This window comes from Metabacillus sp. FJAT-52054, assembly GCF_037201815.1.
Lineage (GTDB): Bacteria > Bacillota > Bacilli > Bacillales > Bacillaceae > Metabacillus_B > Metabacillus_B sediminis.
Genome location: NZ_CP147407.1, coordinates 1,585,807 through 1,611,724, shown reverse-complemented (window position 1 = coordinate 1,611,724; position 25,918 = coordinate 1,585,807). Strand labels below are relative to the sequence as shown.

Sequence of the window (25,918 nt, the reverse complement as noted above, 5' to 3'; positions counted from 1 at the left end):
GCTGACATCCGGTCAAATTTTAGGTTCCTAATCGTTACGCCCTATTTATTTTCCTCATGAGATGTAAGGGATTAACTGATATTTATATGATTACATGGTTTCTCATCCGGCACCTATTCTCTTCCCTGGAATATCTTCTAGCATCCGTCATTTCAGTTTACAATTTACCTATAGGTGTCCTGATTTAGAGGTCATTTTCCATAACAGACTGGAATGCCCATTCTCCCCAGATCTTTTTTCCAGGCTTCCGGTAATTCATTATTTGTAATCACTTCATCGAGAATATCAAAATCAGCATATTGAATTAATGCCGTTTGTCCAAATTTTGTATGATCTGTTACGAGAGCAACATAATCCGCAAGCCTGATTATTCTTTTTTTGTACTCTGCCTGAGCATGACTGAAAACAGTAAGGCCATTTGATAAATCAGCTGCTGTTGTCCCCAGAAACAGCTTTTTAACTCTGAGTTTCTGCATGGCCTCCTCTGCGATGGGCCCAAAAAGACTGGCCGATCCGGGAATTCTTCCTCCACCCGGCATGATCAGCTGAACTTTTTCTGCTCCTATTAGAGTGTGCGCGATTTTGATATCGTTTGTTAGGACGGTTATTTTCCGGTGGATAAGCAGCTTGGCAAGCTCGAGCATCGTACTCCCGCCATCCAGAAATATGGTATCCTCTTCTTCTATTCTTTCAGCTGCAGCTTTTGCTGCCAGCTTTTTTTCATATAAAAAGCTGGCTTGTCTTTTTTCGACAGGCAGCATTCCCGTACTTTCAGGTAAGATCGCTCCCCCGTAAATCCGTTTGAGCAATCCTTTATTTTCAAGCACGATGAGATCCTGCCGGACGGTTTTTTCCGTTACGTTCAGGCTAATGCTCAGTTCAGTTACCTTCACCATTTTCTCTTTTTCAAGGGTTTGAATGATTTTTTCATGACGTTCTACAAAATGCATGGACTTTTTCGCCCTTTCTCTATCATCTTTCTGCCTCCCGTCCAATAAATATGGTTAGGAAGGGGGTATGCGTATGTATGTACAGTGGCTGTTTCTAATCATGGTCCTCTATTCTGCCGCCGCTATCGTACTTTATATGATAAACAGATCTGTCTACTCTTCCCTGCTGCAGGCCTTAAGAAAATGGCTGTACGCACTATTTTTGCTGTTTCTTTCCGTGTGTTTCTTTTTTCAAATACTATCTATGAAGGATTGGCCTCTTATCCTCCAGCTCGCAGCTGCTGCTGTCTTTATTGATCTTAGCATTTTTCAGACTCCCAATATCCAAAAAATCGGATCAGCCGAATTTAAGCATAGTGAATGGATTGAACAAACCATTCAGCATAATGAGCGGACTCTGGAATATATGAGGAAAAAATCAACTGCGTTTTCGCTCATTATACAGGAGGAAGAGGACTTGATGCCAAAGGAATCGTCCCTCCAAAGCTTTGAAGATTATGAGAGATCCATAACTGCATACGTGGAAATTTACACAGATCAATTTGATTTTCATGTGAAGCTTTATCATCTTGTCGGGGATGATGATTATCATTTTACCCAAAGCATCCACCAGGTGCTGGGACGTCTGGAAACCATTTTTAACATTTCCATCAACGATAAACAGCACGTTACAGACCAGCTGAAACAGGCCCGGGTCCATTCATTTAATGAAGAAAAGGTGGCCGTGATCCCCATTTACGGACACTACTCGTATCTGCTTATCCTCTCAGCCAGAGAAAATTCAGTCATGGAAATTGACACCCTGCATGTCATCAATTTAGTGAAGATATTGGAGTGGCGGACGCAATCAAAGAAGAGTGAACCTGGAAGTCTAATGGCGGAGTAAGCTTTATATTTGATATGGTATTTTAAAATATGCTGAGGATCATGCAGCTTAAATCCATTGCTTTGATCACCCAGATGACATTTCCGCCTGTAAAAAAGGACAGCTCCTAATGACAAGGGCTGTCCTTTTTGTTATTATACCCACCACATATCAGCAGGTTTTTCTTCTATAAGTACGGATTGCAGATTGGTTACGGCTCGTTTGAAGCCTTCTTGGATACTCATGATCGGGTCTTCGTGCTCGATGCTGACCACGTAATCATATCCGTATGTGATCAGCGTGCTGATCATGCGGCCCCATTCATCATTGCTATGGCCGCAGCCGACAGAGCGGAATGACCAGGCTCTGGAACGGACTTCGCCGTAAGGCTGCATGTCAGTTAAGCCGTACATGTTGACGTTTTCCGGGTCAATATGGGTGTCTTTAGCATGGAAATGGTGAATGGCGTTTTCTTTAGCAAGAATTTTAATCGCTGCTACCGGATCAATTCCCTGCCACCAAAGATGGCTTGGATCCAGGTTTGCGCCAATCGCATCACATGTTTTTTCACGAAGCTTGAGCAGGGTATACGGTGTGTGAACCAGAAAACCGCCATGAAGCTCGAGTCCGATTTTCACATGATGCTCTTTTGCAAGTTCCCCAACCTCTTTCCAATAAGGAACAAGCTTATTTTCCCACTGCCATGTCAAAACATCGCCGTATTCATTCGGCCATGGAGTCACGGGCCAGTTCGGATATTTTGCGTCTTCGGATTCACCTGCTGTTCCGGAAAAGCAGTTGACAACCGGAACCTCGAGAAGCGAAGCCAGTTTGATTGTTTTTCGAAGAGTTTCATCCGATTCTGCTGCAAAAGCACGGTCAGGAGAAATCGGATTGCCGTGGCAGCTGAAAGCACTGATCGTCAGTCCGCGGCTTTCTACTTTTTCTTTATACTGCTTTCTTGCTTCTTCGCTGGACAAAAGCTCGTCCAAATTGCAGTGAGCATTTCCCGGATAGCAGCCTGTCCCGATTTCGACCGCATGCAGACCCGCTGCTTGGACGGTATCAAGCATTTGCTCGAATTCCATATCGGAAAATAAAACAGTGAATACGCCTAGTTTCATATCTCCCACTCCTTTTATGCTCTATTCTTTAATGGTAATCTTCCCGCTTTCGTAGATCGCATCGATTACTTCAGAAACCTGCATCGCTTCTTCAGGCTGAACAATCAGCTCTTCTTCATTAAAGCAGGCAGCAATAAAATTCTTAGCCTGAAGAATTCCGGGATCCTCTTCTCCAGGAATCCAGGCTGGCTGACTATTGAACAGCATGTTGTATTTAGTTGTGTACAATTCCATTGGAAAAACACTGATCCCGCCATTTACGCCTGAAATGCTGAGATGTTCCTCATCATCACGGATGTTCGTTGCCCAGGACGTTTCAAATAGCATCGACGTACCATTCTCGAAGCGAATATAGGCCGTCACATGATCATCGACGTTAAATCTTTGATGATCATAATGGCCCCACAGGTTTACCTGATTCGGCACTTTGCTTAACGCATTGTATGTGCTGCCTGTTACATCAATTATTTTCGGATTGCCGATCAGCCATAGAGCTAGGTCAAGCAGGTGGCAGCCGTAATCAATTAAGCTGCCTCCTCCTTGAAGCTCCTTGTTTGTAAAGACTCCCCATCCCGGAACTTTTCTGCGCCTTAGAGCTTTAATGCGGACGACTAGAGGTGTGCCGATTTCCTCGGTGATCATTACTTTCTTAGCTGCCTGCGATTCCTTCATATACCGGTAATGGTAGGCGATAGCAAGCTTTCTCTGGCATTCTTTAGCCGTTTCAATCATTACTTTGCATTCGGCAGCTGACAGCGCCATCGGCTTCTCGCATAGTACATGAACTCCTGCCCGGAGCGCGGCAATGGAGATTTCCGCATGGAATTTATTCGGTGTACATACGACTACTGCATCTACTTCAGGAAGCATTTCAGTATAGTCCCCAAAAAACTGAGGAATCCCGAACTCTTTTGCTACATCTTCTGCACGATGGACATTAATATCGCTCACAGCTGTAATTTCTGCCTGGTCTGAAAAGTGCTGAAAGGATGGAATATGGCGTCCCGTAGCAATGCCTCCTGCTCCAATGATGCCAATCCTTAGCTTTTTCATGCAATAACGCCCTGGCTGATCGACACAATTTGCTTTGTTTCACTGGATTCCATAGCAGCTAAAATCACTTCAAGCGATTTTTTTCCTTCTTCCCCAGTAACCAGCGGCAGCTTATCCTCGACGATGCAGTCAACGAAATGATTGACAACTTTGGAAATGACTTGACCGCCTTCTTCATTTGACTGAATCTTGCCAAGCTCAAATTTTGCGATTTCACCATTTGAGTATTGAATGACCAAGCTGTGAACAGGATCATCCTCCAGGCGGATAATTCCATTTTCACAATAAATGATGGTGGAATTGTCCTCCTTACCTGTATAAGACCAGCTCGCCGTTAATGTACCAAGTATCCCTGATCCTGTTTTCAATACACACACCGCATTATCGTCCACATCTCCGAACGTTTTTGCACTCGTTTGAACGAATGCTCCCACTTCCGTAAATTCTTCTCCAAGCAGGTAGCGCATTAAGTCTGTTTTATGAACACCCAAATCTCCCATTGCACCAATAAATGCTTCTTCTTTTTTGAAGAACCAGCTGTCTTTTCCATCGATGCTCCATGCTTCAGGTCCAGGGTGGCCAAATGCTGTACGGAAGCTGTAGATTCTTCCCATTTCACCGGATTCAATCAGCTTGCGTGCTTTTTGATGAGCAGCAGTAAAACGCTGATTGTGAGCAATCATGAGCTTTTTGCCTGATTCCTTTTCAGCAGCAATCATTGCTTCAGCGTCTTCTTTTGATGTGGCCATCGGCTTTTCGCAAAGCACGTGCAATCCGGCTTTAAGCGCTGCAATTGATACAGGAGCATGAAGGTAGTTCGGCGTGCAGACACTGATTGCATCTACCTTGCCGCTGTTAATTAAGTCCTGATAATCAGTATAGGCAGCTGCTCCGTAGATAGATGCCATTTCGTTTGCGCGCTCCTCGACGATGTCGCATACGGCTGTAATTTCTGCAGTATCCAGGACTGCATATTCAGGCAGGTGGCGGTGGATGGCAATGCTTCCGCATCCTACAACACCAATTCTAATTTTTGTCATGTGATGGTTCCTCCTCAAAATGGATAATATTTAATCTGGTTCTTTCGAAAAATTGCTTCCGGCAAAGCTTCATGATGCAGGTATTCCTAAGCAGGTTGGGTTCAATAAGCCTATGAATACACAACCGGCTTTTCTACCTTTATTTTACTGTGATTTTTTCAAGCGGCTGTGCATTACCGTATACCGGTTTTTCACGATCGGCAGGCGCTGCCCAGCGTACTGCATTTCCAATTACTTTTTGAATGTCTTTATTGTGATAGGTTGGGTATGTTTCATGGCCCGGACGGAAATAGAACACTTTACCGCTGCCTCTTTTATATGTACAGCCGCTTCTGAATACTTCTCCGCCTTCAAACCAGCTCATGAAAACAAGCTCGTCAGGTGCTGGAATGTCAAAGTGCTCTCCATACATTTCCTCTTTTTCAAGTTCGATGTACTCGCCGATTCCATCTACGATTGGATGGCTTGGCTCAACTACCCACAGACGTTCTTTTTCGTCAGCTTCTCTCCATTTCAGATCACAGCCTGTACCCATTAGGGATTTAAAAATTTTAGAGAAATGGCCGGAGTGGAGAACAATCAGTCCCATTCCGTCTAATACCCTGTTTTTCACTTTTTCTACAATTACACTGTCTACTTCTTCATGCGCAAGATGCCCCCACCAGATCAAGACTTCTGTGCTGCGAAGAACGTCATCTGTTAAACCGTGTTCCGGCTCATCCAATGTGGCTGTCTGAACACGGTGGCCCATTTCTTCAAGAAATCCCGCAATGGTTCCGTGGATTCCGTCTGGATAAATGGAGCGCACTTCCGGGTTTTTCTGTTCATGACGATTCTCATTCCATACTGTTACATTCATTTCCTGCACCATCCTTATGTATTTTTCTATCAATTAACCGGCTGGGTTAATCGTTTACGTAATCTGCATAGTTGACTCTCTGACTGCGAGCTCAACCGGAAGGACTTTTTTAGTGAGTCCCTGCTCCTTTTGAAAAAGAGCCGAGAAAATCATTTCAGATGATTGAATTCCTTTTGCCAAAATATCCTGCCTTACTGTGGTCAGACTTGGAGATAGATACTGACTAACATTTAAATCATCAAATCCGACTATTGAAAAGTCCTGAGGAATTCTTTTTCCCATTGAAGCAAATCTTCTCATGATTCCTAGACACACAATATCAGAAGTAGCGAATACCGCAGTAATGGGCTCTGAACTGTCCAGGATGCTTTGTCCGGCATCCAGTGAGGCTTCAAGCGTACTGTTACCGCTCTCAAAAATCAGTTCTTGTTTAAACGGAACGCCAAATTCCTTCAGTGCCCTTTTGTAGCCTTTAAGCCGCTGTTCATCAACCGGGCTGTTTTTTGCTTCTGCAACAACCATGGCAATAGATGTGTGACCAAGTGAAAGCAAATGTGCGGTCGCCTGATAGCCGCCTTCCTCGTCATCGATATTCATTGTGTGATAGCTGCCTTCCGGTACATCATATGTATCTACCAGAACGATCGGAATAGCTATATGGCGGGCCAGCTCCTCTGCGATGGAGCCTGATGCATTCATGACAATCAGTCCATCCAGATTCCTTCTCTGAACCCATTGGCTGCATTCATCTGCCACACCGATTCCTGCCAGGAGAATATCATACCCGTAACCCCGGGCTACACTTTCGACTCCGCTGATAAATTCATTATAATAAAGATTTGTCTGGAATACCGGCAATAAGGAGTCCTGATTTAAAATTTTAAGCAAGCCGATCAGCTTGGATTGCTTTTTAGAAAGACTAATGGCTGTCAAATCGGGAAGATAGTGAAGTTCCTCAATGGCTCTGCGGATCTTTTCCTTCGTTTCTCCCGAGACCTTATTTTTCCCGTTCAGGACATAAGAAACAGCTGCGCTGGAAACGCCGGCATGTTTGGCAACATCCTTAATCGTGACTTTCTTTTTCATAATTCCTCCTAGTTAACCGGTTAACTCCACTTACATACTAAACGATTTATTTTCGAAAAACAATCTTTATTTTTCTAAATATTTAAGTTTTAGAGACCGCTTCCATTCTATTAAACACTTATCCTCATTTCTCTATTTTTAAATAGGCAGAAATCCGGATATTTTTCACGGTGATTGACATATAAATATAACATGATGAGCGGCAAGGGAGAGGTTCGGCTATGGAGCAAAAAAATAAAAAAAACAGCTTTAAAAAAACAAAAAAATTCACGACAGCTGACCTGGGATATAAAGTATCAGAGGAAAATCAGAAGCTTTTGAAGATGCTGAAAAACTTAAAAAAAGCCTGATCATTCTGTGAGGGAAACAGGCTGAAAAAGACCTTTGCAAACATTCATTAATTCAGTATTATACGCTTTGTCGTATGACATAATGACACAGGACGCAGGCCCGGCCGATTTGTGTATATCAAGCTCGCATTCTATGAAGCTGGCATGCGGGCTAAGGATTTTTATCTCATGGACAATCCCTTTTGATCCTGCTGGTATCAGTTCATATACAGCTGGATGTGCCAGCAGCTTGAGAAAAAGGGGAATAGAAATCATTTCATCTTATTTTCTATCAAGCACTTCAGAACCTACAAGCGGCTGTCCGATCACTGCAAATCCGGCCCCGTTTGGAGTGTGGCCAGTTCTTACATTGGATGCTTTACCAAGAACCGTTATTCCAAGTGCCGACTGAATCATCTTCATATTGCTTTCGGTACTGCCTGATATGGACACTTTGCCAATTCCCGCTTCATCCAGCAATTCTCTGCAAGCCTGTTGAATGCGTTCCCATGCTTGCTCTCCGTTAAAGTTATGCAGCATGATGGAAAAAGGATAAGCCCCTGCGGACATGCATTCCATCAGTGCTACTCTCAATGTATGCTTTGCCACCGTTTCCAGGGGGGCATGAACCTGATCCTCTGCCTTTTCGCCGATAGCCCCCGCATTATCTGATGCTGCAACCAGCCACTCACCTTTAGAGAGCTGGAATGTTTCGATATCCCGCATACTCTACATCCTTCCGCCATTCCTTTTATTTCAAAGGGGTTTGAATGCCGTACCAGATCAGATCCGCCTGAACCGACTTCCGCATGATTTCCTGGTAGATCCACCCCGTTACATCTCTCCAAAGCCTGTTTTCCGCTTCAATTGGGACAATTCCCTTTGAAATATCCGAACCGATCAGGACAAGCCTTCTGCCGTGAGCATGTTCTTCCCATTCCAGCCACCTGCTGATTGCAGCCCGCCATTGACCGGAAGTCTCTTTACCCGTTTGAAGGACGTCTTCCCGAATATATTGTTCAAGTCCTTCAATGACCGTAACCTGTCTGAAGCCTTGAATTAAAGGGTCTTTTTTATAGGCACTGATCCATAAACCTTCCTCTTCCTTCCACCAGCTTTGCTCTCTTACCCATTGAGCCTTGCCGTTGCAGGCACCGCCCGTAACGAAGTGCATGGTTCTCCCCTCCTGAATGAATCTTTTGTCCAAATCAATTCATATCCCGCTCCTGGGCTTATCGTCCATTCCCAATAAGGCCGCCCATCCCCGGACAGTAAAGTTAACAGCTGTCTAATCGGGCCGCCATGACTGACGATCGCCGCTGTTTCAGCTTCCTCATCAAGCAAGGATTCACGGACTCTTTTCCACCCATTCATCACCCTTTTTTTAAATACCTGCAAGCTTTCACCTCCCGGAGGAGCGTGATCTTCCATGTTTTCAAGCCATAGCTGATACTCTCGATCATCCTTTAATTCCACGTATGTATGACCTTCCCAGCTGCCGAAGTGATATTCCTTTAAATCATCGATCACCCTTTGCTTTAGTCCCGGAAAGAGCAGGCTTGCCGTCTCATTTGTCCGGAGCATTCCGCTTGTAAACAATGCGGCAGGTTTAGGGAGGCTGACTGCAGCCAAGGCGGATTGCCCTTCCCAGGATAAGGAATCGTCTGTCCAGCCAATATAGGCATTGCGGCTGTTTTTTTCAGTCAAGCCATGGCGAAGTAATGTAACAGCCACAAACCCATCCATAACCATGTTTCCCCTCCTTCAGCTGAAGCTCCGAGCAAATCTCCGGTCACACCGCCGAATTCTTCTTTAAAAAAAGCTTTTGCTGCAATCGTAAAACCTAGAATCAGGGCAGCAAGCATAGCAAGATACAGAGATAATAAAGGCTCGGCCATATAAAAAACTGCGGCCGCCGCCAGTAAAGCCGTGAAGTACGTCCGCAATACCTTATTTCTTTTCAAATCCTTTTGAAAGAAATAGGCTAACCCCTCTGACTTTACGGATGGAACGGCCGCGAGGAGTGCCCCCATTCCCATTCGGGATAGCATTGGAATAGCTGACATCAGGAAATAGTCTCTCCACTGCAGTCCTTCAATCACTTCATAAATAAAAAGAAATCGTGCTGCCAGTAAAATGATAACAGATAGAACTCCGAAGGCTCCTGTCCGGGGGTCCTTCATAATTTCCAGCCGCTTTTCCCTGTCTCTATATGAAAAATAAGCATCACTCGAGTCCATCCAGCCGTCAAGATGCAATCCTCCGGTCAGTAAAATGGCTGCCATCCAAATGATGAATGCGGCAGCGGGCATTGAAAATGGTGTGAACGTCAGGACAAGCCATAGCAATCCAGACAGGACAGCACCGATTAACAGACCTACGAACGGAAGCCATTGAACGGCATAAAGGACTCTTTTTTCATCCAGCTCAAAGGATCTTTTTACTGGAACAGCCGTAAAAAATTGGATAGCGATCAGTATGCCTTCTGTTCTCTTCTTCACTGCTCACACCCGCCTTCAGCCATGCACATCAATTTCTCCATGTCCAAGTGCTTTTCAACTTGCTCTGCAAGCAGATTGTAGCGTAGATCCTTCACCGCTTCCAGATTCAGTTCCGTAGCTGGTTTCAGCCCTTTAGCCTTGCGAAGCCTGTTGAGCCATGCGGTGCGGAAGCTGTCGTTGTAAAACAGATGATGCATATAGGTTCCAATGATCGAACCGGACACCGTTCCTGCATCGCCATTGCCACCTGGAAACTCAAGAAATGGATAGATGCTTTCGCTCTTTGTTACCCCCATATGTATTTCGTACCCGTCCACCGGTATTCTCCCGAGGCCGCAGTTCTCAGCTGTAAATCCTTTTCTGCGGGTCGTCTCTTTAATCATCCCGAATTCAGTAGATACTGGCAAAAGCCTCAAGCCAACTGCGCTCTCTCCTTGTTTTCCAGTATCGGTTCCATAAGGATCTGCCAGCTTTTCACCAAGCATTTGATAGCCCCCGCAAATTCCAAGCACCGCTTTTCCTGCATCAGCATGGGCCTTAATCGACTCGCCAAGTCCGTTGTCCTGAATCGTTTTTAAATCTGCCAGTGTGCTTTTGGTGCCTGGCAGGATGACAGCATCGGGATTCCCAAAATCAGAAGCTTTCGCGACGAATCGGATTCGTACATCCTTTTCATATAAAAATGGTTCAAAATCCGTGTAATTAGAAATGCTGGGAAGATGGACCACAGCTATATCCACGCTATAGACGGTTTTTTCAGGGAAAATGGAGGCTATAGAAAGGGAATCTTCTCCTTCAATCATATGACCATGCAGAAAAGGAATAATTCCGAGTACCGGCAGACCCGTCTGTTCTTCAAGCCAGTCCGCACCATCCTGAAATAGTTCGAGATCTCCTCTGAACTTATTAATAATCAGCCCTTTTACCCGATTCCGGTCATCCGGACTAAGAAGCGCAAGCGTACCGACGATGCTTGCAAAAACACCGCCCCGCTCAATATCGGCTACCAAAATAACCGGCAATTCAGCAAGCTCGGCAACCTTCATATTAACAAGCTCCCGGTCATTTAAATTCACCTCTGCCGGAGAGCCTGCTCCTTCTGCAATAATATAGGAATGTCTTTTACTCAGTTCATCCAGTGACGTCCGAATCGCCTGCAAACCCTTTTGGTAGTAGTCGGTACGGTATGCCATACCTGATAAAACACAATCCCTCTTTCCAAACAGGACGACTTCTGCCTGCATGTCACTCGAAGGCTTGAGCAAAATTGGATTCATATATACAGTTGCTTCCTGGCCCGCAGCCTCAGCCTGGACTCCCTGGGCCCTGCCAATCTCCATCCCATCTGCTGTTACATATGAATTATTGGACATATTCTGGGATTTGAATGGAGCCGTGTTCAGCCCTTTGTTGAAAAAAATCCGGCAAAGGGCGGCAGTAAGCAGGCTTTTGCCTGCATCGGAGGAGGTTCCTTGAAGCATTATCCCTTTCACTCTTTATCCCCCTTTTTCAAAATGGGCACCCCGTTTTCCACCATGTATGCCTCATCCGCTTCCTTCACAGCAGCCTGATGAAGTCTTCCGAGAACTTTTATGTATTCCAAAACAGCCCCCTCATAAAGATGAGCATCATATGACAGCTCATTTGAAACAGCAATCAGCATACCGCACGATTGGCGGAGCCTGCGAATTCCCATCATCATATGATTTACTGGATCTTCTGGGGGATCGGGGGCAAACATTTCATTATTCAGCCAAGTTGTGAGGCAATCCAGGACAAGGATATCATCACGGCTGAAGTGAGGAGCAAGCTCATGAAGATTCCGCGGCTTCTCAAACGTCTCCCATGATTTCTGAGAGTCATTGCGCTTTAATTGATGCATGGCAATCCTAAGCTCCATTTCCTTGTCTGTAGCCCGTCCTGCGGCAATATAATTTAATTTCCCATTGCCTGCTGCAGCTTCCTCTGCAATCCGTTCAGCAAATGATGACTTGCCGCTCCTTACTCCTCCTGATATAAAAATCAGCATCCCTTCCACTCCTTAAGCGCCGCAATAAGCGCTTGATTCTCATTGGGCAGCTTCACGGCAATCCGGAGATAGTTTCCGTCCAATCCGGCAAAATTTTCTGTATGCCTTGTGACGATGCCTTTTTTCAGCAGATAGGGGTAAAGTTCTTTTTCCTTTGGCGCTGCAATCAAATAATAGTTGGTTGAGCTCGGGTAAACGGTCATTCCAATGGAAAGAAGCTCATATTTCACTTTTTCCCGTTCAGAAGCGATCCATCCTCTCGTCTTCTCAGCATGATCTGTATCCTTTGCACAGGAAATCCCCATTCTCTGCGCCAGTGCATTCACACTCCAGTGCGGCTGTCTTTTCTTTAGCTTTTTAATTATAGGAGCGGATGCCATCACATAGCCAAGCCTGATTCCAGCAAGAGCATACATTTTGGTTACGGATCGTAAAATAATCAAATTCGAAAAACGGCAGAGGTCCCCTGCAAGTGAATGACTTTCCGCAGTGAAATCGTAAAATGCCTCATCACAGATAATAAGGGTTTCTGTTTTTTCTGCCTGTTTGATTACCTCAAGGAGCAGAGCGCGGCTGTAGACTCTTCCAGTCGGGTTACTTGGATTGCAGATAAAGACAGCTTTTTTTCCTTGCATCTTCTTAAAAATACGTTCATCAAGGTCCCAGCCATTCTCCTCTCTCAAAACAAGTGAGTCGATGACTGCACCTTGCACCTCCAATGCCTGGCGGTATTCCGAAAAAGCTGGTTCTGTAATCAGCACCTGTTCATCCTTTAACAGCTGGGCCAAAATAAAAATAAGTTCTGCCGCACCGTTCCCGGGCAGGATGCACTCTGCCGGGAGCTGCTCTTTTTCAGAAAGTGCCTGCACCAAAGCCGCTGCTTCAGGATCAGGATAATCGTAAATATCCTGCAAATAATCCAGCCAGTTTTCTTTTATAAAAGGCGGCGGACCAAGGGGGTTGGTATTTACGCTAAAGTCTATGATTTTATCCGGAGGAATCATATGGAGACGATGATACACATGCTGCGGATTAGAACCATGATGGGGTAAATTCAACAAGCATTCCTCCTATCCATAAGAAAACAATAAAGGCAGCTACCGTCCTTTCCATAATCTCAACAGACTGAATGATATGGATCCTTTTCAATGGCCTTTCCGGCTTTCCCATTCTTGCTCTGTCTGATTGGACACCCTGATAAAAGTTGATGCCGCCAAGCTCAATATGAAGCATAAATGCAACAGCTGCTTCCCCCCATCCGCTATTTGGGCTTGGATGTTTTTTTGCATCCAGGGATACTTGATTCCAAAACCCAAGCTTACCGTGAACCAGCAGCATCATAAAGGCCGTTATTCTTGCAGGTATCCAATTCAATCCATCATCGAGCTTTGCGGAAGCCCAGCCAAATTCATGATACCGCTCATTTTTATAACCGACCATTGAATCAAGTGTGTTAGCAAGCCGATAAAAAATGGCCAAGGGAGCTCCGCCGGCTGCCGCCCAAAATAGCGGTGCTGTCACTCCATCACTTGTATTTTCTGCAACCGTTTCGACCGCTCCTCTCACGATTTCGCTTTCGTGAAGGTCTTCTGTATCTCTGCCTACAATATAGGACAGTTTCATCCGGGCTTCGTCAATCAAACCGGACCTTAATGGTTTTTCCACTTCCAATGCTGCTTCCTTTAAGCTTCGCTCGGCGATTGCAGTAAAGATAACCGCTGCTTCGAAAAGAACACCGGCCGCAGGATGAAGAGTGTAGCACAATTCTTGTAAAACAATCACCGCGGCGACGACCGCCGCTGAGAGAATCAGCACCATCATAATCCCTTTTATCTTCCTGTATTCCCCTTTATTCAGCCTCTTTTCCAATAAAGCAATCATTGTACCGAACCACCTGACAGGGTGGGGCATCTTTGGGGGATCTCCAAGGAGCCGATCAAGGAGAAATGCAATACTTAAGGCAAGCAGATGATTAAGCATGTCTTTTTTTCTCCAAATACCGGCCGACGGAATCGATTGTACAATCATACACGCTTTTTCCAATAGCCCTGCCAAGCTCTGTTGCAGGACCGCCGTAAGGCAATTCCTGTCCCTGCTGGGTAGCGGCAATCAGAACACTGTCCGTCGTTGTTCCAGTAGCCAGGGTTTTCGTTACAGGGTCTTGAATAAACCGGTCTGCCAAAGCCCTCGTTTTCGCTTCTGTCGCTGTAATTACAGCTTGGATGAATGCTTCCTCTGAGCAGATTCCATTTACAAATACCCATGTGTTGATCGTACCTTGGGAAGCACTCAGTCTGTCCATTCCACTCGAAGCATCTGCCGCATTGCCTGTTCCGGCAGTCACGACTGTCAATATGGAAAAGCCCGCGAGCTCGGTCATTTTTACACTGACATCCTCCAGCTGAACCGCCGTCATCATCCCAGCCGTTTCATTCGGATCAAAGCCTTTTGACTGAATGAAACGGATTAAATCCACCTGTGCATGATCGGTGCTGTAATTTAGATCTACATGTCTGTTTAAAAAGGTCGTATACCAGCCAATACCAGCATGAACAACAGCAGAAGACAGCGTTTTTAACGGAATTGGTGATTTTAAAGCGATGTATTCAGGGTGAATAGACAGCCATTCCTCTGTAATCCTGACTTGCCTTTCCGGGCTTCCCGGGGAATCCAGAATGACCTGCGGGCTTTGATGGGACGGATGATAATGGCGTTTAACCTCTGCGCTGTACACCTTTTTTAATGTTGGCTCCTGCAGCGCTTCATAAGGTGTCCCGATATCTGAAATGGCTCCTTCGCTCAAAAGCATCACTCTGTCGCAATACAGGCTGGCCATATTCAAATCGTGGAAAATAGAAACAATCGTTAAGTTCCGTTTTTTTGTCCAGCTCTTTAAACGTGAAAGAAGACTTTGCTGGAATGCAAGATCTAAATGATTCGTCGGCTCATCCAAAAGCAAAATATCCGGATCCTGGGCAAGTGCCTGAGCCAAAAAGACGCGCTGCTGTTCTCCACCGCTTAAGCTCTGGATTGAACGCCCGGCAAATCCGGCGACCCCTGTATCCTTCATCGCAAGCTCCACAAGCTCTTCATCCTCAACTGTCCACCTTGGAAGAATCCTTGCCTGATGGGGGTAGCGTCCAATACTGACCGCTTCCTTTACCGTCATGTCAAACGCTGTCTGGGTAAGCTGGGGCAGAACAGCCATCACCTTCGCCAGTTCTTTGCTGGAGTATGCCGTTACGTTCTTATTTTTTATCATGATTTGTCCTTTTGTCACCGGCAGAATGCCTGATAGCATCTTCATCAATGTCGTTTTCCCGCTGCCATTAGGTCCGAGAATACCGAAGAACTCCCCTTCCTGCACGGAGAAACAGATGTTATTCAATATGTTTTTTTGATGATATCCGCCAGCAATATTCTGAACTGAAATCATATATTAACCTCCTTTCCTACGAACTTCTTTTCTTAGCTGCCAGAATAGCGGCAAAAACCGGGGCTCCGGCAATTGCGGTGATAATCCCAATTGGAAGCTCTACCGGTGAAATGACCGTCCTTGCCAGCAAATCAGTCAAAATCAGAAATCCTGCTCCGAATATCATCGATAATGGAAGCAAATGGCGGTGATCACTTCCGCACAGGAGCCTCGTCATATGAGGAATAACAAGTCCGACAAAACCAATCGTCCCGGAAACAGCAACCGCAGAACCCGTCAGCATTGAAGCGGAAATAATGATAAGAAATTGCTTCCGTTTCACATTAACTCCAATATGGCGCGCCCGGTCCTCTCCGAAGGCAAATGCATTCAATTCTCTGCTGTGCATAAGAAGCAGAAATGCACCAGCAGCTGTAAACGGCAAAATCATATGTACATATGGCCAGCCTCTCATCGAAACACTGCCAAGAAGCCAGTTCATTACCTGCCTGAGCTCCTCTCCGCTCAAAGCGATGATCAGGGAAATGAAAGAACCTAAAAACGAGTTAAAGATAATCCCTGCTAAGATCATCGTCTCCATTGACGTTCTCCTCTGGGCGAGATAAGCAAATCCAAGGACACCAAACATGGTCAGAAATCCGGAAGCGATGCTGACGATTGGCAGGGAAAAACTGCCGAACGCCTGGAATCCAAAATAAATAACACTAACTGCTCCGAGAGATGCACCCGAGGAAACTCCGAGTGTATAAGGATCGGCTAGCGGATTTCTCAGCAGCCCCTGAAAAGCGGCACCTGATAAAGCAAGTGCCGCCCCTACAAGGCCTGCGAGGAGAACACGCGGAATACGAATCGACATTAATATATTTTCATTTGCCTCAGAAGCCGCATTTCCGCCTAATAGAACAGAAACAATTTCAGCTGGAGAAATAGCTGCAGTACCAATAGAAACGGCAGCTAAAAAGGCGACCGCTAAAAAAAGGATCGCCAAAGTATATTGAAAGATACGGTTATTTTGTAAAAACGTCCGGATAGATTGAGTGCGCAAGTTCTTCTACTCCTTCAATTAAACGCGGACCCGGTCTTGTAACTTTATCCGAATGCACGTCAAAAACTGCTTTATTTTTGATTGCGGCAACACTCTCCCAGCCTTTCCGGCTCATCACCTGTTTAATGGGATCCGGACTATAATAGCCATAGGTCGTCACAATGGTATCTGGATTCAATTTAACAATTGCTTCTTCGGTCATTTTCGGCCATCCGCTTTGTGCTGCCGCAGCATTTTCAGCTCCGACCGTCGTTAATATGTCATTAAGGAACGTGTCTTTGCCTGCTGTATAGATTTCGGGTGAAGGAGAAACCTCTACGAACACCCTTTTTCTTCGATCATCCGGGATGCTCGCTGCTTTTTCTTCGATATTGGCAAGATCCTTTTTCATTCCATCAATCATTTTCTCAGACTTCTCACCTTCTCCCGTTGCCTTCCCGATCATTTCCATAGACTCATAAACTTCTTCGAAACTTTGTGCCTCATTGACCACCACTACATCAATTCCTGCATCCTTCAGCTGTTTCAGTCCATCAGCGGAATTATGCGCCCCTGATTCATGTGCCAGCACCAAATCAGGCTGAAGGCCAATAATTTTCTCAACATTAAAATCCATTCCGCCGACTTTTTCTTTCCTAAGAGCTTCTTCCGGATAGTTATCGTTATCGGTTACGCCAACAACTTTATCTCCCAAACCCATAGAAAAGATAATTTCCGTATTGCTCGGAATTAGAGAAACAATTTTCTTCGGCTCATCTTCAATTGTCACTTCTGAATTGGATGCATCTTTTATTATAATTGGAAATTCTGTTTTGTTTTCCTGTGATGCCTGCTGTTCCTTTGTTTTCTCAGGTGCTGCAGAATCAGATGCGCAGCCTCCTAAGACGCCCGCTGTCAAAAGCAGCGCTGTTAAAGCAGATAAGTACTTATTCATTTTTTTATCCCCCGTAATCATTCTTCAATTGCGTTGCCGTCACCAGCTCAAGCTTGGCTGGATTTCCTGAAAAACAAAAAACACCTCCCTGGCAAAAGGAGATGACGGTTCATGTTATGTAGACTGCATAAGCCAATAAGAGACTTTCCTGTCAACGTTAACACCATCCTATCCTCGTAGGTATGCGGTGACGAGGTGTGAGGCAGGTCTCCTGGCTCATGATCATCGCTCCCCGCTCCTTCCCATGCATTGCCGCACAGTGGATTAAGCAGGTCACTCCCATTTACAGTGGCGGGACCGCGCCGGAGTTAAACCGGCTTCCCTTTTAAGCTGACAAAAAAATCAGCACCTACACCTTATCGATATGAATATTTCGTACACGAAGTATTATACACAACCTTAAGCCTCATGTCAGTCGCTTTCTATTAACTTATGAAAAGGAAAAAGCAGCAGACAGCTGCTTTTCACAGTCGTTAATCAAAGTACACCTGTTTTTCTGCATCCCATCCATACTCAAACAAAATTCTAATCTGGCTTTCTGTAATTCTGCCAACAGAAAGTTCAGGAAGTTCATCCAGTCCAAAAAAACCTGCATCCAATGTCTCAAAACCAGTTGTGAGCTTGCCCCCTATTTCTTCACACAAAAAGAAAAGCTTATAAATATGATAGGCTCCAGGCGGATGAGGATGGCACTTCTTGTCCATCACCGCAATCAGCCTTACTGGCTTAACTTCTAACCCAGACTCCTCAAATGCCTCCTTTGCTGCATTTTCCGAAGGACTTACCCCGATATCCGCCCATCCTCCAGGCAGGGACCAGCGACCATCCATCATCTCCCGAACGAGAAGGATCTTGTTGTCTCTAAAAACAACTGCTCTAACATCCACTTTAGGCGTCTGATAGCCTGTTTCGTTTGCGAACAATTCTGGAAGCTTTTCCATCGGCACTTCGGTATATTGGGCCATAATCTCCTGACTCAGCTCCCTCAGACGCTCAAACCGCTCTATATCAAATTGGTCCTTTGAATAAGCAAGACCCGCCTGTGAAAGAGACTGAATCTCCTTTGCCCATGTTACCCACTTTGGCTCCATGATTCTCCTCCTATCCCTATCCTCTATTTGCATTGTATCCTATGTAAGGATGACATGCATAGACACGGCTTTTGATGAAGGGCTTAGCGGAATATCTCATCACCAAACCATTTCTCTCGTTGAGTAATTTTTATAGATTGAGTAACCGCCTTCTTATGGGACCTAGTTTCAGTTCGGAACAGGTATATTTCCCCATTTTTCAAAAAGAAGAGGTTTATCCCTTTCCAAACAGCTTGTCCCCGCTTTATATTGGTGAAGGATTTTCTATTAATGAGCGGAGGGTTCAAAAGATGAGAGATATGGGCAGAAGAATAGTGATTAGTCTGGTGCTGGCAGGGATTATACTGGGGGGAATGAGTGTATCGTTTGCCAATTTGCCGGACGAAGATCAGCGGGAAGAAAATTTAATTGTCCGCCCTTAAGTCGGTTCTCAAACTAAAAAGAGCAGCCGGGATCCTGATCCCGAACTGCCTTCTTCCTTTAAGTTAACGTAACAAACAGGCTGCACTGACAGATACCCGCTTTTTCTTACTTTCCATTATATAATCCCTTTTGAATCCTTTGGCCCCTGTTCAAGAAGGGGATCATTCTGGATGATAAGATGGGCTGTTTTTTTGGGCTCATCAATGGTTTCGTGTATTTTCTGTGCTCCGGATTTCCACTCAATGTTAACCTGGCCGTCTGCGTATTCCCGTTCCTTCGCTGTGTTTTCAGTGCAGTCTACCCAGATGGACGTGTCGAATAAATGGTGAAGTGTATTTTTCAGCAAAAATGCACCGCTTATAATAACGATATCTAGCTCTTTATGAAGCTTTGCTTTATTAATAGCCGTCTTTCCTTTACAATAGGGCATGGATTGTTCGTACCAGCTTTTGGCCGGATTTTCAGGATCAATATCCACCGGCTCCTCCGTTAATTCCTCTAAATGAACGAGAATCCCCTGTTTTACAAGTTCCCCCTGAAGTACCCGGGCCTGTGTCTCAAATCCTGATCCGGCCGTTCCGCTAACCGCAATGATCACCGGTTTTTGATTTGGTAAAATTCCCATCACCCGTTCGACAATTGTTTCCATATTCATCCCCCGCTATTTTCGGACATGCTTATTGAATCGATTGTACCATTAGGATCGAACAATGTCTTACTTCACCTATTGTTTAGGTCTTTTTTTCTGCTCATAAGCAGATTAAAGCTATTATCGAGCTCTGCATACTCCGGATCTCCCGGCTGCAGCAGGCTTAGCTTCCCAAGTACGGCAGAAAGTTCGGTCTCAAGAATCAGAAGCTGTTCCTTATCATCCTGGGATTCGTTTAAAGAATCTTTTTTCTCCCATTCATTTAAAGTCATTTCATATCTGCGAATTACCTGATCCTCTTCGATGACCAGCAGACAATCAGAGAGCTTCTCCAAAAAGTAATAATCATGGGAGACAATGAGTAATGTCCCAGAAAACAGACGGAGTGTTTCCTCCAGCTGCTCTCTTGACGGAAGATCGAGGTGATTAGTCGGTTCATCTAAAATAAGCATATCAAGTTCCTGCAAAAGGAGCCCGATTAATTTCACCTTTGTTCTTTGTCCAAGACTGAGCTCTTCAATTTTTCGGTCCATCATCTCCGCTAATCCCAGATGGGCACTCATGTCCATTGCCCGGCTTATTAGATCCCGTTCCGTTAAACCGAGGGCTTGAATCGGAGTCAAATTTGCGTTTAAGTCTTCTACCTCCTGGCTCAAATAGCCGATTTTAAGAGAATGGCTGAACCATATTCGGCCTTCAGAGAGCTCCTCTTTTCCTAATAAAATGTTTAGAAAAGTCGTTTTTCCGCTTCCATTCGGTCCGATTAGTGCTGCTCTTTCTCCATGTTTCAAATAAAAGTGACTTTGATGAAACAGCGTTCTTGAACCAAATGCTTTTGCCGCTCCAGTCCCTTCAAGAACTCGTTTCCCGCGCTTTTGGGAAGCAGAAAAATCAAAATAAACGCTCGTATCTTCTTTAGGCTTTTCTACTTTATTCTTTTCCATTTCGGCATTCAGCCGTTTCATTTTGGATCGGATTTGGATGTCCATTTTCTTTGCTTTCACTCTTTGAGTTTCTTTATAGCCCATAGGAAGCTTCTCATTCGTCTTGCTCTTGGTGGAATCCCTGTGAGCCTTCTCGGACCAGCTCTTTAAGTTCTCCATCTGGCCTTCAATCCGTTTTTTATATCGCTGCTGCTTTTCATAATCCCTCTCTTGAATCTCAAACCTGCGCTGCTTCTCTTTCCTGTAAACTGAGTAGTTCCCCTCATAGGAAATGAGCTTTCCATCGTCGAGCTCTTCAATTCTCGTTACGGTTTGATCAAGAAAATAACGATCATGAGAAATAATCAGGACCGTCCCGCTGAATTGCTGCAGTTCTGACGTCAGCCATTTGATTCCCCGCAGATCCATATGATTCGTCGGTTCATCCAGGATAAGCAAATCCGGATTCCCTTGAAGCACATTGGTCAACGCGACCTTTAATTTTTCTCCGCCGCTTAAATGCCGCCTTTCACGATGCCCTTCCAGTGAACCAATTCCGAGCATTTTTGCGGATTTCAGCCATTCCTTAGAATGCTCCTGAACCTTTAAACTATCATCCGTATAATCAACAGACTGCTGCAGATAACCGATTTTTACTTTTTTGCTGAATCCATCTATATAGCCTTCATCCATTGGGAGGATACCGGCAAGAATTTTTGCAAACGTTGTTTTTCCCGTCCCGTTGTACCCGGCAAGACCAATCCTGTCCCCCAAAGCTATATCTAAATCTAAACCCATTAAAACATCCCGTTCTCCAAAGCTTTTATTTATATTTCTTATTTTCATCAATAGCATACGCAGCACATCCCACTCTTTTTTGAATACAAAAAAACCTCTTAGGAACCTGAAGAGGATGACGAATGCCGTATTCAAAAAAAGCCTATGCCAAAAACACTTTTGACGGCTTTTGAATGAAAAATGGGCGCACGAATCCTACTCTCTTTTGGTTCCTTTTTATTAAAGAAACGTCAGAAAATAAGATTACAGCTTCATTGGCCCAAATTCATTCCCTTCTGCAAATAGTACATTTAGTATATTCAGAAATTACTTTAACTGTCAACCATCATTTACAAAGAGATTGCAAATGATGGCGGACAACTCTGCTCATTTTTCTAGGACTGCACTCATCCGGTCTGATCACACCATGAATAGCTAATCCATCAATTAAAGCAAACAGACGCTCAATCTCTATTTCTGGATCCAGGTTTTCCTTTGCCAAACCTAATGTCATTAGCCCTGTAATGATCAGGGTAACTCCTCTTTTTATTTCATCATATAATTCAGCGCTATGCGGAGCCAGCTCACGGTCAGTAAAAGCTTTTGCGATAAACGCAAACCAAACCTCCGTTTCCGTTCTCCTTTCATCATTCAGCGGAAGGGCTTCTTCCAGCAGCATGGCCATATCTTCCATATGGTCACCTGAAAATACAGCTCCTTCTGCTCTTTTTCTTATTTTTTCTGATATAAACTTCATCGTAAACACAATCAATTCTGATTGAGTGGAAAAATAATGCCGCATCGATCCTGGTGAAAGACCGGCTTCTTTTGCCACATTCCGGACTGAAACCTGCTCCATTCCATCTCTCGCAACAATTCTCCATACTGCTTCGGCTATTTTTTCTTTTTGTTTTTCATGATCTACAAATTTAGGCATAGTTCAAGTTTATCACATATTGCCTTTTTAATACAGTTGTGTTAATATGTTTTTAACACACATGTACGAAAAAGGAGAATGATTCATGATTGGCTGGCTTATTATAGGATGCGAAATTGGATTCTGGATCTTTGTAATCGCAGGGTTGGGTGCACGGTATTTGCTTCGAATGAAAAAAACCGGAGCAGTATTGCTTCTATGTACACCTGTCATTGATCTGATTTTAATTGCTGCGGCGGTAATCGATTTAAGCTCTGGAAAAGAAGCTGAATTTGTACACGCAATTGCAGCCATTTATATTGGCTCAACGATTGCTTTCGGACATAAAATGATTCAATGGGCAGACGTTCGCTTCGCTCACCGATATGCCGGCGGTCCGGCACCGGTGAAACCTGCGAAGCTTGGCAAAGAGCATGCTAAAAATGAGCGATTAGGCTGGTACCGGCATCTATTAGCATGGACAATAGGCTGCGGTCTGCTAATTGGAATGATCGTAATGATTGGCGATGGTTCCAGAACGGCTGAACTTCTAAACGCCATTCGCTACTGGTCTTTAATTTTAGCTGCAGATTTTGTCTATAGCTTTAGCTATACGCTATGGCCTAGAAAAGGAAAGGAATCAGAGTTTTCCAGCTAACACACTCTATGAATTCGCAAAAAACCAGCAGATTTTACTCTGCTGGTTTTTTCGGTCTTTCTTCAAATAGGATTTTCACAACGTCCTGAACCGGCTTATAGCCGATTTCTCTGTAGATCTTGTTGGATGTCGGATTAGCCAAATCTGTAAATAGACTGGTTGTCTCATATCCACTATTAAGCATTTGTTCGGTAAGGACCGTCACACAGTCTGTTGCATACCCCTTTTTTCGATGGACGGGAGGTGTGTATACATAGTTAATGTTTACATTTGTTTTCGTCGGGCGCGACCAATTAGCCATCGATACGATGCTGCCTTCCGTAACCCAGCCGTATAAACTTTTCTTTCGTATTAATTCGTCTGCTTTTTCATCGGCTTCAAACATGGAAGCATGCTCCCCTACTTCTTCACAAAAGTCAAAAACCCACTGGCTGATTAACGGGCGGTGTTCGGCAGTCAAGAGCATCATGTTACCGGTGTTTGCTGCCGGTTTTTCAATATGTTCAAGCTTATGTAAACGCTGATTCATGAAAAGCCGGGCTGATTTTCCGGTTAGGCCGGCGATCCTTTTAGCCAGAATTTCGGTTATCCGCTTTTCTCCAAGAAGCCCTGGAACAGATCGGTAAACCTGGGCAATTCTCTTTCCGGCAAGCAAAAGGTCTTCTTCCTCTAAGCTGGATTTTGCCGCGACGAGCACCTGTTTAGGATGGGTTTGAAGAAGGACCACAATGGGCTCCCCGTCTTTCCGGATCATGCTCATATGTATAGGCTGCAGGCTGGAGGATTGTTTGTCCAGCAGGATGCCCAGAGCAACGTTGTTTTCGATTTCCTGTGTTTCCAGGAAGGATAATGCTGCTTTTTTAAAAAAATCAATATCATAGTATGCTTGAATATCAATCATTATGGTCACCTCGATTCCTTATTGATTCTATACGAATATTGGATTTCCTTCAAAAATAAAGGAAATCCGTTTAAAAAGACGAATAACTTCCTTATTGTGAAAGGAGGATTCTATATGATACGTTTAGAACCGTTTACTATGGGGGATGCCGCGGAACTGATTGAATGGATTCCGTCTGCAGAGTTTCTGATGCAGTGGGGAGGTCCGGAATTTTTATTTCCCTTGACATTTGAACAGATCGAGGGATATGTACATGGATCTGATCAAAGAGTGTTTAAAGCAGTCGAAGAAGAGTCAGGTGCTGCAGCCGGTCATATCTGCCTTTCAAAGATTGACCTGAAAAATGAATCCTGCCGCATCAGCCGTGTTCTCATTAATCCGGCCACGAGAGGACAGGGCTATGGTTTTACTCTTGTTCAGCAAGCGCTGAATTTTGCTTTTCTTGAGTTGAATGTTCATAGGGTTACTCTTGGTGTATTTGATTTTAACAAGGCAGCGATAGCTTGCTATAAAAAAGCAGGTTTTACCATTGAAGGTCACTTTAAAGACTCCCGAAAAATGAAAGATTCATTCTGGAGTATAAATGAAATGGCGATATTAAAGCACGAGTGGGAAGAAGTTCGTTCAATTACCGGTGAAAGCAGCTTAATAAAGTAATCCTGGATCTATATGAGAAAATTCAACCCGCTAAAAAGCCGGCCTGTATTTCACCTTCAGGCCGGCTTTTTTTATTTCGCGCTTTCCGGCAATTCCTTCTTACCATACTTCGTTTGGAAAGCAGCAATTTCTTCAAATTCTGTTTCGTACAACCGGGCTAAACGGATGTAGATCGGGATGATTTCCTTGTACACTTCTGATGTTTCCTGATTTGGAAGCAGTCGGATGTTGGAGCTGACGAACCGCTTCGCAGCCGTTAAGCTGTCAATTTCACCAAGGGCATACATGCCGAGAATGACTGCGCCAAGGCAGGAGCTTTCATAGCTCTCTGGAATGAGAACCTCCTGGTCCAGCACATCAGCGAGCATCTGGCGCCAAAATTCAGATTGAGCGAAGCCTCCTGTTGCGTGAATTTTTTCCGGAATTCCAATCAGTTCTTTCAGTGCAAGCAGGACCGTATAAAGGTTGTAATTGATCCCTTCAAGAACAGCCCTGATCATGTGTTCTTTTTTATGGTGAAGCCCAAGGCCGAAAAATGCTCCTCTTGCATGAGCATTCCAAATCGGCGCCCGTTCCCCTGCCAAATACGGATGGAAAATCAGTCCTTCTGCTCCCGGCCTGATTTCCGCTGCGATATCAGTCAAATATGTATAGGGATCCTGTCCCAGTCTTTCCGCCGTTTCCACTTCAGAATGGCAGAGTTCATCTTTCATCCATTGGAAAATCATTCCTCCATTATTCACAGGACCGCCAATGACCCAGTGCTCTTCTGTCAGCGCATAGCAAAAGATCCGCCCCTTCGGATCCGTAACCGGACGGTTTGCAACAGCCCGGATGGCCCCGCTTGTACCGATAGTGAGAGCAACGGCACCAGGATCAATGGCATTGACCCCTAAGTTGGACAGAACGCCGTCACTTGCGCCTACTATGAACGGGATGGCTGCAGGCAGCCCCGTTTCAGCAGCTGCTTCAGAATGGAATCCTTGTATCTGGAAAGTGGTCGGGACGAGTTTTGAAAGCTTGTCCTCAGTAATTCCGGCAATTTCCATCGCCCCCCTATCCCAGTCCTTCTTTTCAAGGTTAAACAAGCCTGTAGCAGAAGCAATTGAATGATCGATTATGTATTCACCGAAAAAGCGGAAAAAAACGTATTCTTTAATTGAAATGAATTTAGCTGTTTTACTGAAAATTTCAGGATGGTCTTCCCGCAGCCAAATAATTTTGGATAACGGGGACATCGGATGAATGGGAGTACCTGTACGGAGATAAATATCATGTCCGCTCCATTCTTTCTTTAGCTTTTTTGTCCAAGCCTCACTCCGCTGATCTGCCCAAGTAATACTGCGTGTCAGCGGTTTGCCGCTTGCATCCATGGCAATAAGACTGTGCATGGCGGAGCTGAAGCTGACAAAGCCGATTTCCTCTGATGGAACTTCTGCTTCCTTGATGGTTTCACGAATCGCACTCACGACAGCAGTGAAAATCTCTTCCGGGCTCTGCTCGGCCTCCCCCGGCGCTTCCGTGTATAGGGGGTATCCTGAATTATGCTTCGCAATGACCGCACCGCCGCGGTCAAAAAGAACGGCCTTGGTACTTGTGGTTCCAATATCTACACCCATCATATATTCTTTCATCTGCACAACCTCCAGAAACTCATTAAGCATCTATCCTT

The 25,918-nt window shown here is 44.8% G+C and carries 28 protein-coding genes and 1 riboswitch; of the genes, 5 read left to right on the top strand and 23 right to left on the bottom strand.

What is annotated here, in order from left to right:
• Window positions 1-191 precede the first annotated feature (191 nt).
• Window positions 192-950, bottom strand: a complete 759-nt coding sequence (locus tag WCV65_RS08535) for a DeoR/GlpR family DNA-binding transcription regulator (protein WP_338781587.1) — start codon at window positions 948-950, stop codon at window positions 192-194.
• Window positions 951-1,023: 73 nt separating this feature from the next.
• On the opposite strand from WCV65_RS08535, the gene WCV65_RS08530 reads away from it, so the two are divergent.
• Entirely contained in the window at window positions 1,024-1,836 is an 813-nt protein-coding gene (locus WCV65_RS08530) for a type II toxin-antitoxin system SpoIISA family toxin (RefSeq protein ID WP_338781585.1), read from the top strand.
• A 134-nt stretch (window positions 1,837-1,970) separates the two neighbouring features.
• Here WCV65_RS08530 and WCV65_RS08525 read toward each other — a convergent pair whose 3' ends face one another.
• The 5 genes from WCV65_RS08525 to WCV65_RS08505 form a co-directional block, all read right to left on the bottom strand.
• Window positions 1,971-2,939: a sugar phosphate isomerase/epimerase gene (locus tag WCV65_RS08525; RefSeq protein WP_035413297.1), complete on the bottom strand. Its 969-nt coding sequence runs from the start codon at window positions 2,937-2,939 to the stop codon at window positions 1,971-1,973.
• Window positions 2,940-2,960: 21 nt separating this feature from the next.
• A complete protein-coding gene (locus tag WCV65_RS08520) occupies window positions 2,961-3,992 on the bottom strand; it encodes a Gfo/Idh/MocA family oxidoreductase (RefSeq protein ID WP_035413299.1) in 1,032 nt (343 codons plus the stop codon).
• Window positions 3,989-5,032: a Gfo/Idh/MocA family oxidoreductase gene (locus WCV65_RS08515; protein ID WP_035413302.1), complete on the bottom strand. Its 1,044-nt coding sequence runs from the start codon at window positions 5,030-5,032 to the stop codon at window positions 3,989-3,991. Before WCV65_RS08515 ends, WCV65_RS08520 begins: the two co-directional genes overlap by 4 nt.
• Window positions 5,033-5,171: 139 nt before the next feature.
• Window positions 5,172-5,891 (bottom strand): ThuA domain-containing protein, encoded by a 720-nt coding sequence (locus WCV65_RS08510; protein ID WP_035413304.1) that lies wholly within the window; start codon window positions 5,889-5,891, stop codon window positions 5,172-5,174.
• 54 nt (window positions 5,892-5,945) lie between these two features.
• Window positions 5,946-6,977, bottom strand: a complete 1,032-nt coding sequence (locus tag WCV65_RS08505) for a LacI family DNA-binding transcriptional regulator (protein WP_338781579.1) — start codon at window positions 6,975-6,977, stop codon at window positions 5,946-5,948.
• A 221-nt stretch (window positions 6,978-7,198) separates the two neighbouring features.
• On the opposite strand from WCV65_RS08505, the gene WCV65_RS08500 reads away from it, so the two are divergent.
• On the top strand, window positions 7,199-7,327 hold the full coding sequence (locus WCV65_RS08500) for a hypothetical protein (protein WP_338781577.1): 129 nt from the start codon (window positions 7,199-7,201) through the stop codon (window positions 7,325-7,327).
• A gap of 261 nt (window positions 7,328-7,588) precedes the next feature.
• Here the strand turns inward: WCV65_RS08500 and WCV65_RS08495 are convergent, their stop codons facing one another.
• The 12 genes from WCV65_RS08495 to WCV65_RS08440 all read right to left on the bottom strand — a co-directional run bounded on the left by WCV65_RS08495 (window position 7,589) and on the right by WCV65_RS08440 (window position 18,342).
• Entirely contained in the window at window positions 7,589-8,032 is a 444-nt protein-coding gene (locus tag WCV65_RS08495; protein ID WP_338781575.1) for a hypothetical protein, read from the bottom strand.
• A gap of 25 nt (window positions 8,033-8,057) precedes the next feature.
• Window positions 8,058-8,480: a bifunctional adenosylcobinamide kinase/adenosylcobinamide-phosphate guanylyltransferase gene (locus WCV65_RS08490; protein ID WP_338781573.1), complete on the bottom strand. Its 423-nt coding sequence runs from the start codon at window positions 8,478-8,480 to the stop codon at window positions 8,058-8,060.
• On the bottom strand, window positions 8,432-9,058 hold the full coding sequence (locus tag WCV65_RS08485; protein ID WP_338781571.1) for a histidine phosphatase family protein: 627 nt from the start codon (window positions 9,056-9,058) through the stop codon (window positions 8,432-8,434). The genes WCV65_RS08490 and WCV65_RS08485 overlap by 49 nt, the downstream gene beginning before the upstream one ends.
• Entirely contained in the window at window positions 9,010-9,807 is a 798-nt protein-coding gene (gene cobS / locus WCV65_RS08480) for an adenosylcobinamide-GDP ribazoletransferase (protein ID WP_338781569.1), read from the bottom strand. The genes WCV65_RS08485 and cobS overlap by 49 nt, the downstream gene beginning before the upstream one ends.
• On the bottom strand, window positions 9,804-11,300 hold the full coding sequence (locus WCV65_RS08475) for a cobyric acid synthase (protein ID WP_338781567.1): 1,497 nt from the start codon (window positions 11,298-11,300) through the stop codon (window positions 9,804-9,806). Before WCV65_RS08475 ends, cobS begins: the two co-directional genes overlap by 4 nt.
• Window positions 11,297-11,836: a bifunctional adenosylcobinamide kinase/adenosylcobinamide-phosphate guanylyltransferase gene (locus WCV65_RS08470; protein ID WP_338781565.1), complete on the bottom strand. Its 540-nt coding sequence runs from the start codon at window positions 11,834-11,836 to the stop codon at window positions 11,297-11,299. The genes WCV65_RS08475 and WCV65_RS08470 overlap by 4 nt, the downstream gene beginning before the upstream one ends.
• The gene (cobD, locus tag WCV65_RS08465) at window positions 11,830-12,894 is read right to left on the bottom strand and encodes a threonine-phosphate decarboxylase CobD (protein WP_338781563.1); all 1,065 of its coding nucleotides are present in this window, start codon (window positions 12,892-12,894) and stop codon (window positions 11,830-11,832) included. The genes WCV65_RS08470 and cobD overlap by 7 nt, the downstream gene beginning before the upstream one ends.
• A complete protein-coding gene (gene cbiB, locus WCV65_RS08460) occupies window positions 12,869-13,816 on the bottom strand; it encodes an adenosylcobinamide-phosphate synthase CbiB (RefSeq protein WP_338781561.1) in 948 nt (315 codons plus the stop codon). The genes cobD and cbiB overlap by 26 nt, the downstream gene beginning before the upstream one ends.
• Window positions 13,809-15,272: an adenosylcobinamide amidohydrolase gene (locus tag WCV65_RS08455; protein ID WP_338781559.1), complete on the bottom strand. Its 1,464-nt coding sequence runs from the start codon at window positions 15,270-15,272 to the stop codon at window positions 13,809-13,811. The genes cbiB and WCV65_RS08455 overlap by 8 nt, the downstream gene beginning before the upstream one ends.
• 16 nt (window positions 15,273-15,288) lie before the next feature.
• The gene (locus tag WCV65_RS08450; RefSeq protein WP_338781557.1) at window positions 15,289-16,317 is read right to left on the bottom strand and encodes an iron ABC transporter permease; all 1,029 of its coding nucleotides are present in this window, start codon (window positions 16,315-16,317) and stop codon (window positions 15,289-15,291) included.
• Window positions 16,280-17,251 (bottom strand): ABC transporter substrate-binding protein, encoded by a 972-nt coding sequence (locus tag WCV65_RS08445; protein WP_338781555.1) that lies wholly within the window; start codon window positions 17,249-17,251, stop codon window positions 16,280-16,282. The genes WCV65_RS08450 and WCV65_RS08445 overlap by 38 nt, the downstream gene beginning before the upstream one ends.
• Before the next feature lie 183 nt (window positions 17,252-17,434).
• Window positions 17,435-17,619: riboswitch (cobalamin riboswitch) on the bottom strand.
• Window positions 17,620-17,724: 105 nt separating this feature from the next.
• Entirely contained in the window at window positions 17,725-18,342 is a 618-nt protein-coding gene (locus WCV65_RS08440) for an NUDIX hydrolase (protein WP_035413330.1), read from the bottom strand.
• A 290-nt stretch (window positions 18,343-18,632) separates the two neighbouring features.
• Between WCV65_RS08440 and WCV65_RS08435 the strand changes: the two genes are divergently transcribed.
• Window positions 18,633-18,764, top strand: a complete 132-nt coding sequence (locus WCV65_RS08435) for a protein YkpC (RefSeq protein WP_231889994.1) — start codon at window positions 18,633-18,635, stop codon at window positions 18,762-18,764.
• Between the two features lie 116 nt (window positions 18,765-18,880).
• Here WCV65_RS08435 and WCV65_RS08430 read toward each other — a convergent pair whose 3' ends face one another.
• From WCV65_RS08430 to WCV65_RS08420, 3 genes are all read right to left on the bottom strand, one after another.
• Entirely contained in the window at window positions 18,881-19,414 is a 534-nt protein-coding gene (locus tag WCV65_RS08430) for a hypothetical protein (RefSeq protein WP_338781551.1), read from the bottom strand.
• 71 nt (window positions 19,415-19,485) lie between these two features.
• On the bottom strand, window positions 19,486-21,192 hold the full coding sequence (locus WCV65_RS08425) for an ABC-F family ATP-binding cassette domain-containing protein (RefSeq protein ID WP_338781549.1): 1,707 nt from the start codon (window positions 21,190-21,192) through the stop codon (window positions 19,486-19,488).
• Window positions 21,193-21,460: 268 nt separating this feature from the next.
• Entirely contained in the window at window positions 21,461-22,051 is a 591-nt protein-coding gene (locus tag WCV65_RS08420) for a TetR family transcriptional regulator C-terminal domain-containing protein (RefSeq protein WP_035413338.1), read from the bottom strand.
• Between the two features lie 85 nt (window positions 22,052-22,136).
• Between WCV65_RS08420 and WCV65_RS08415 the strand changes: the two genes are divergently transcribed.
• On the top strand, window positions 22,137-22,688 hold the full coding sequence (locus WCV65_RS08415; RefSeq protein WP_338781546.1) for a hypothetical protein: 552 nt from the start codon (window positions 22,137-22,139) through the stop codon (window positions 22,686-22,688).
• A gap of 34 nt (window positions 22,689-22,722) precedes the next feature.
• Here the strand turns inward: WCV65_RS08415 and WCV65_RS08410 are convergent, their stop codons facing one another.
• Complete coding sequence (locus tag WCV65_RS08410; RefSeq protein ID WP_035413342.1) at window positions 22,723-23,589, bottom strand: GNAT family N-acetyltransferase; 867 nt, start codon at window positions 23,587-23,589, stop codon at window positions 22,723-22,725.
• A gap of 114 nt (window positions 23,590-23,703) precedes the next feature.
• Here WCV65_RS08410 and WCV65_RS08405 point away from each other — a divergent pair, with 114 nt between their 5' ends.
• Complete coding sequence (locus tag WCV65_RS08405; RefSeq protein WP_338781544.1) at window positions 23,704-24,246, top strand: GNAT family protein; 543 nt, start codon at window positions 23,704-23,706, stop codon at window positions 24,244-24,246.
• A 71-nt stretch (window positions 24,247-24,317) separates the two neighbouring features.
• On the opposite strand, the gene gntK is transcribed toward WCV65_RS08405, so the two are convergent.
• On the bottom strand, window positions 24,318-25,886 hold the full coding sequence (gene gntK, locus WCV65_RS08400) for a gluconokinase (RefSeq protein ID WP_338782212.1): 1,569 nt from the start codon (window positions 25,884-25,886) through the stop codon (window positions 24,318-24,320).
• Window positions 25,887-25,918: the final 32 nt, after the last annotated feature.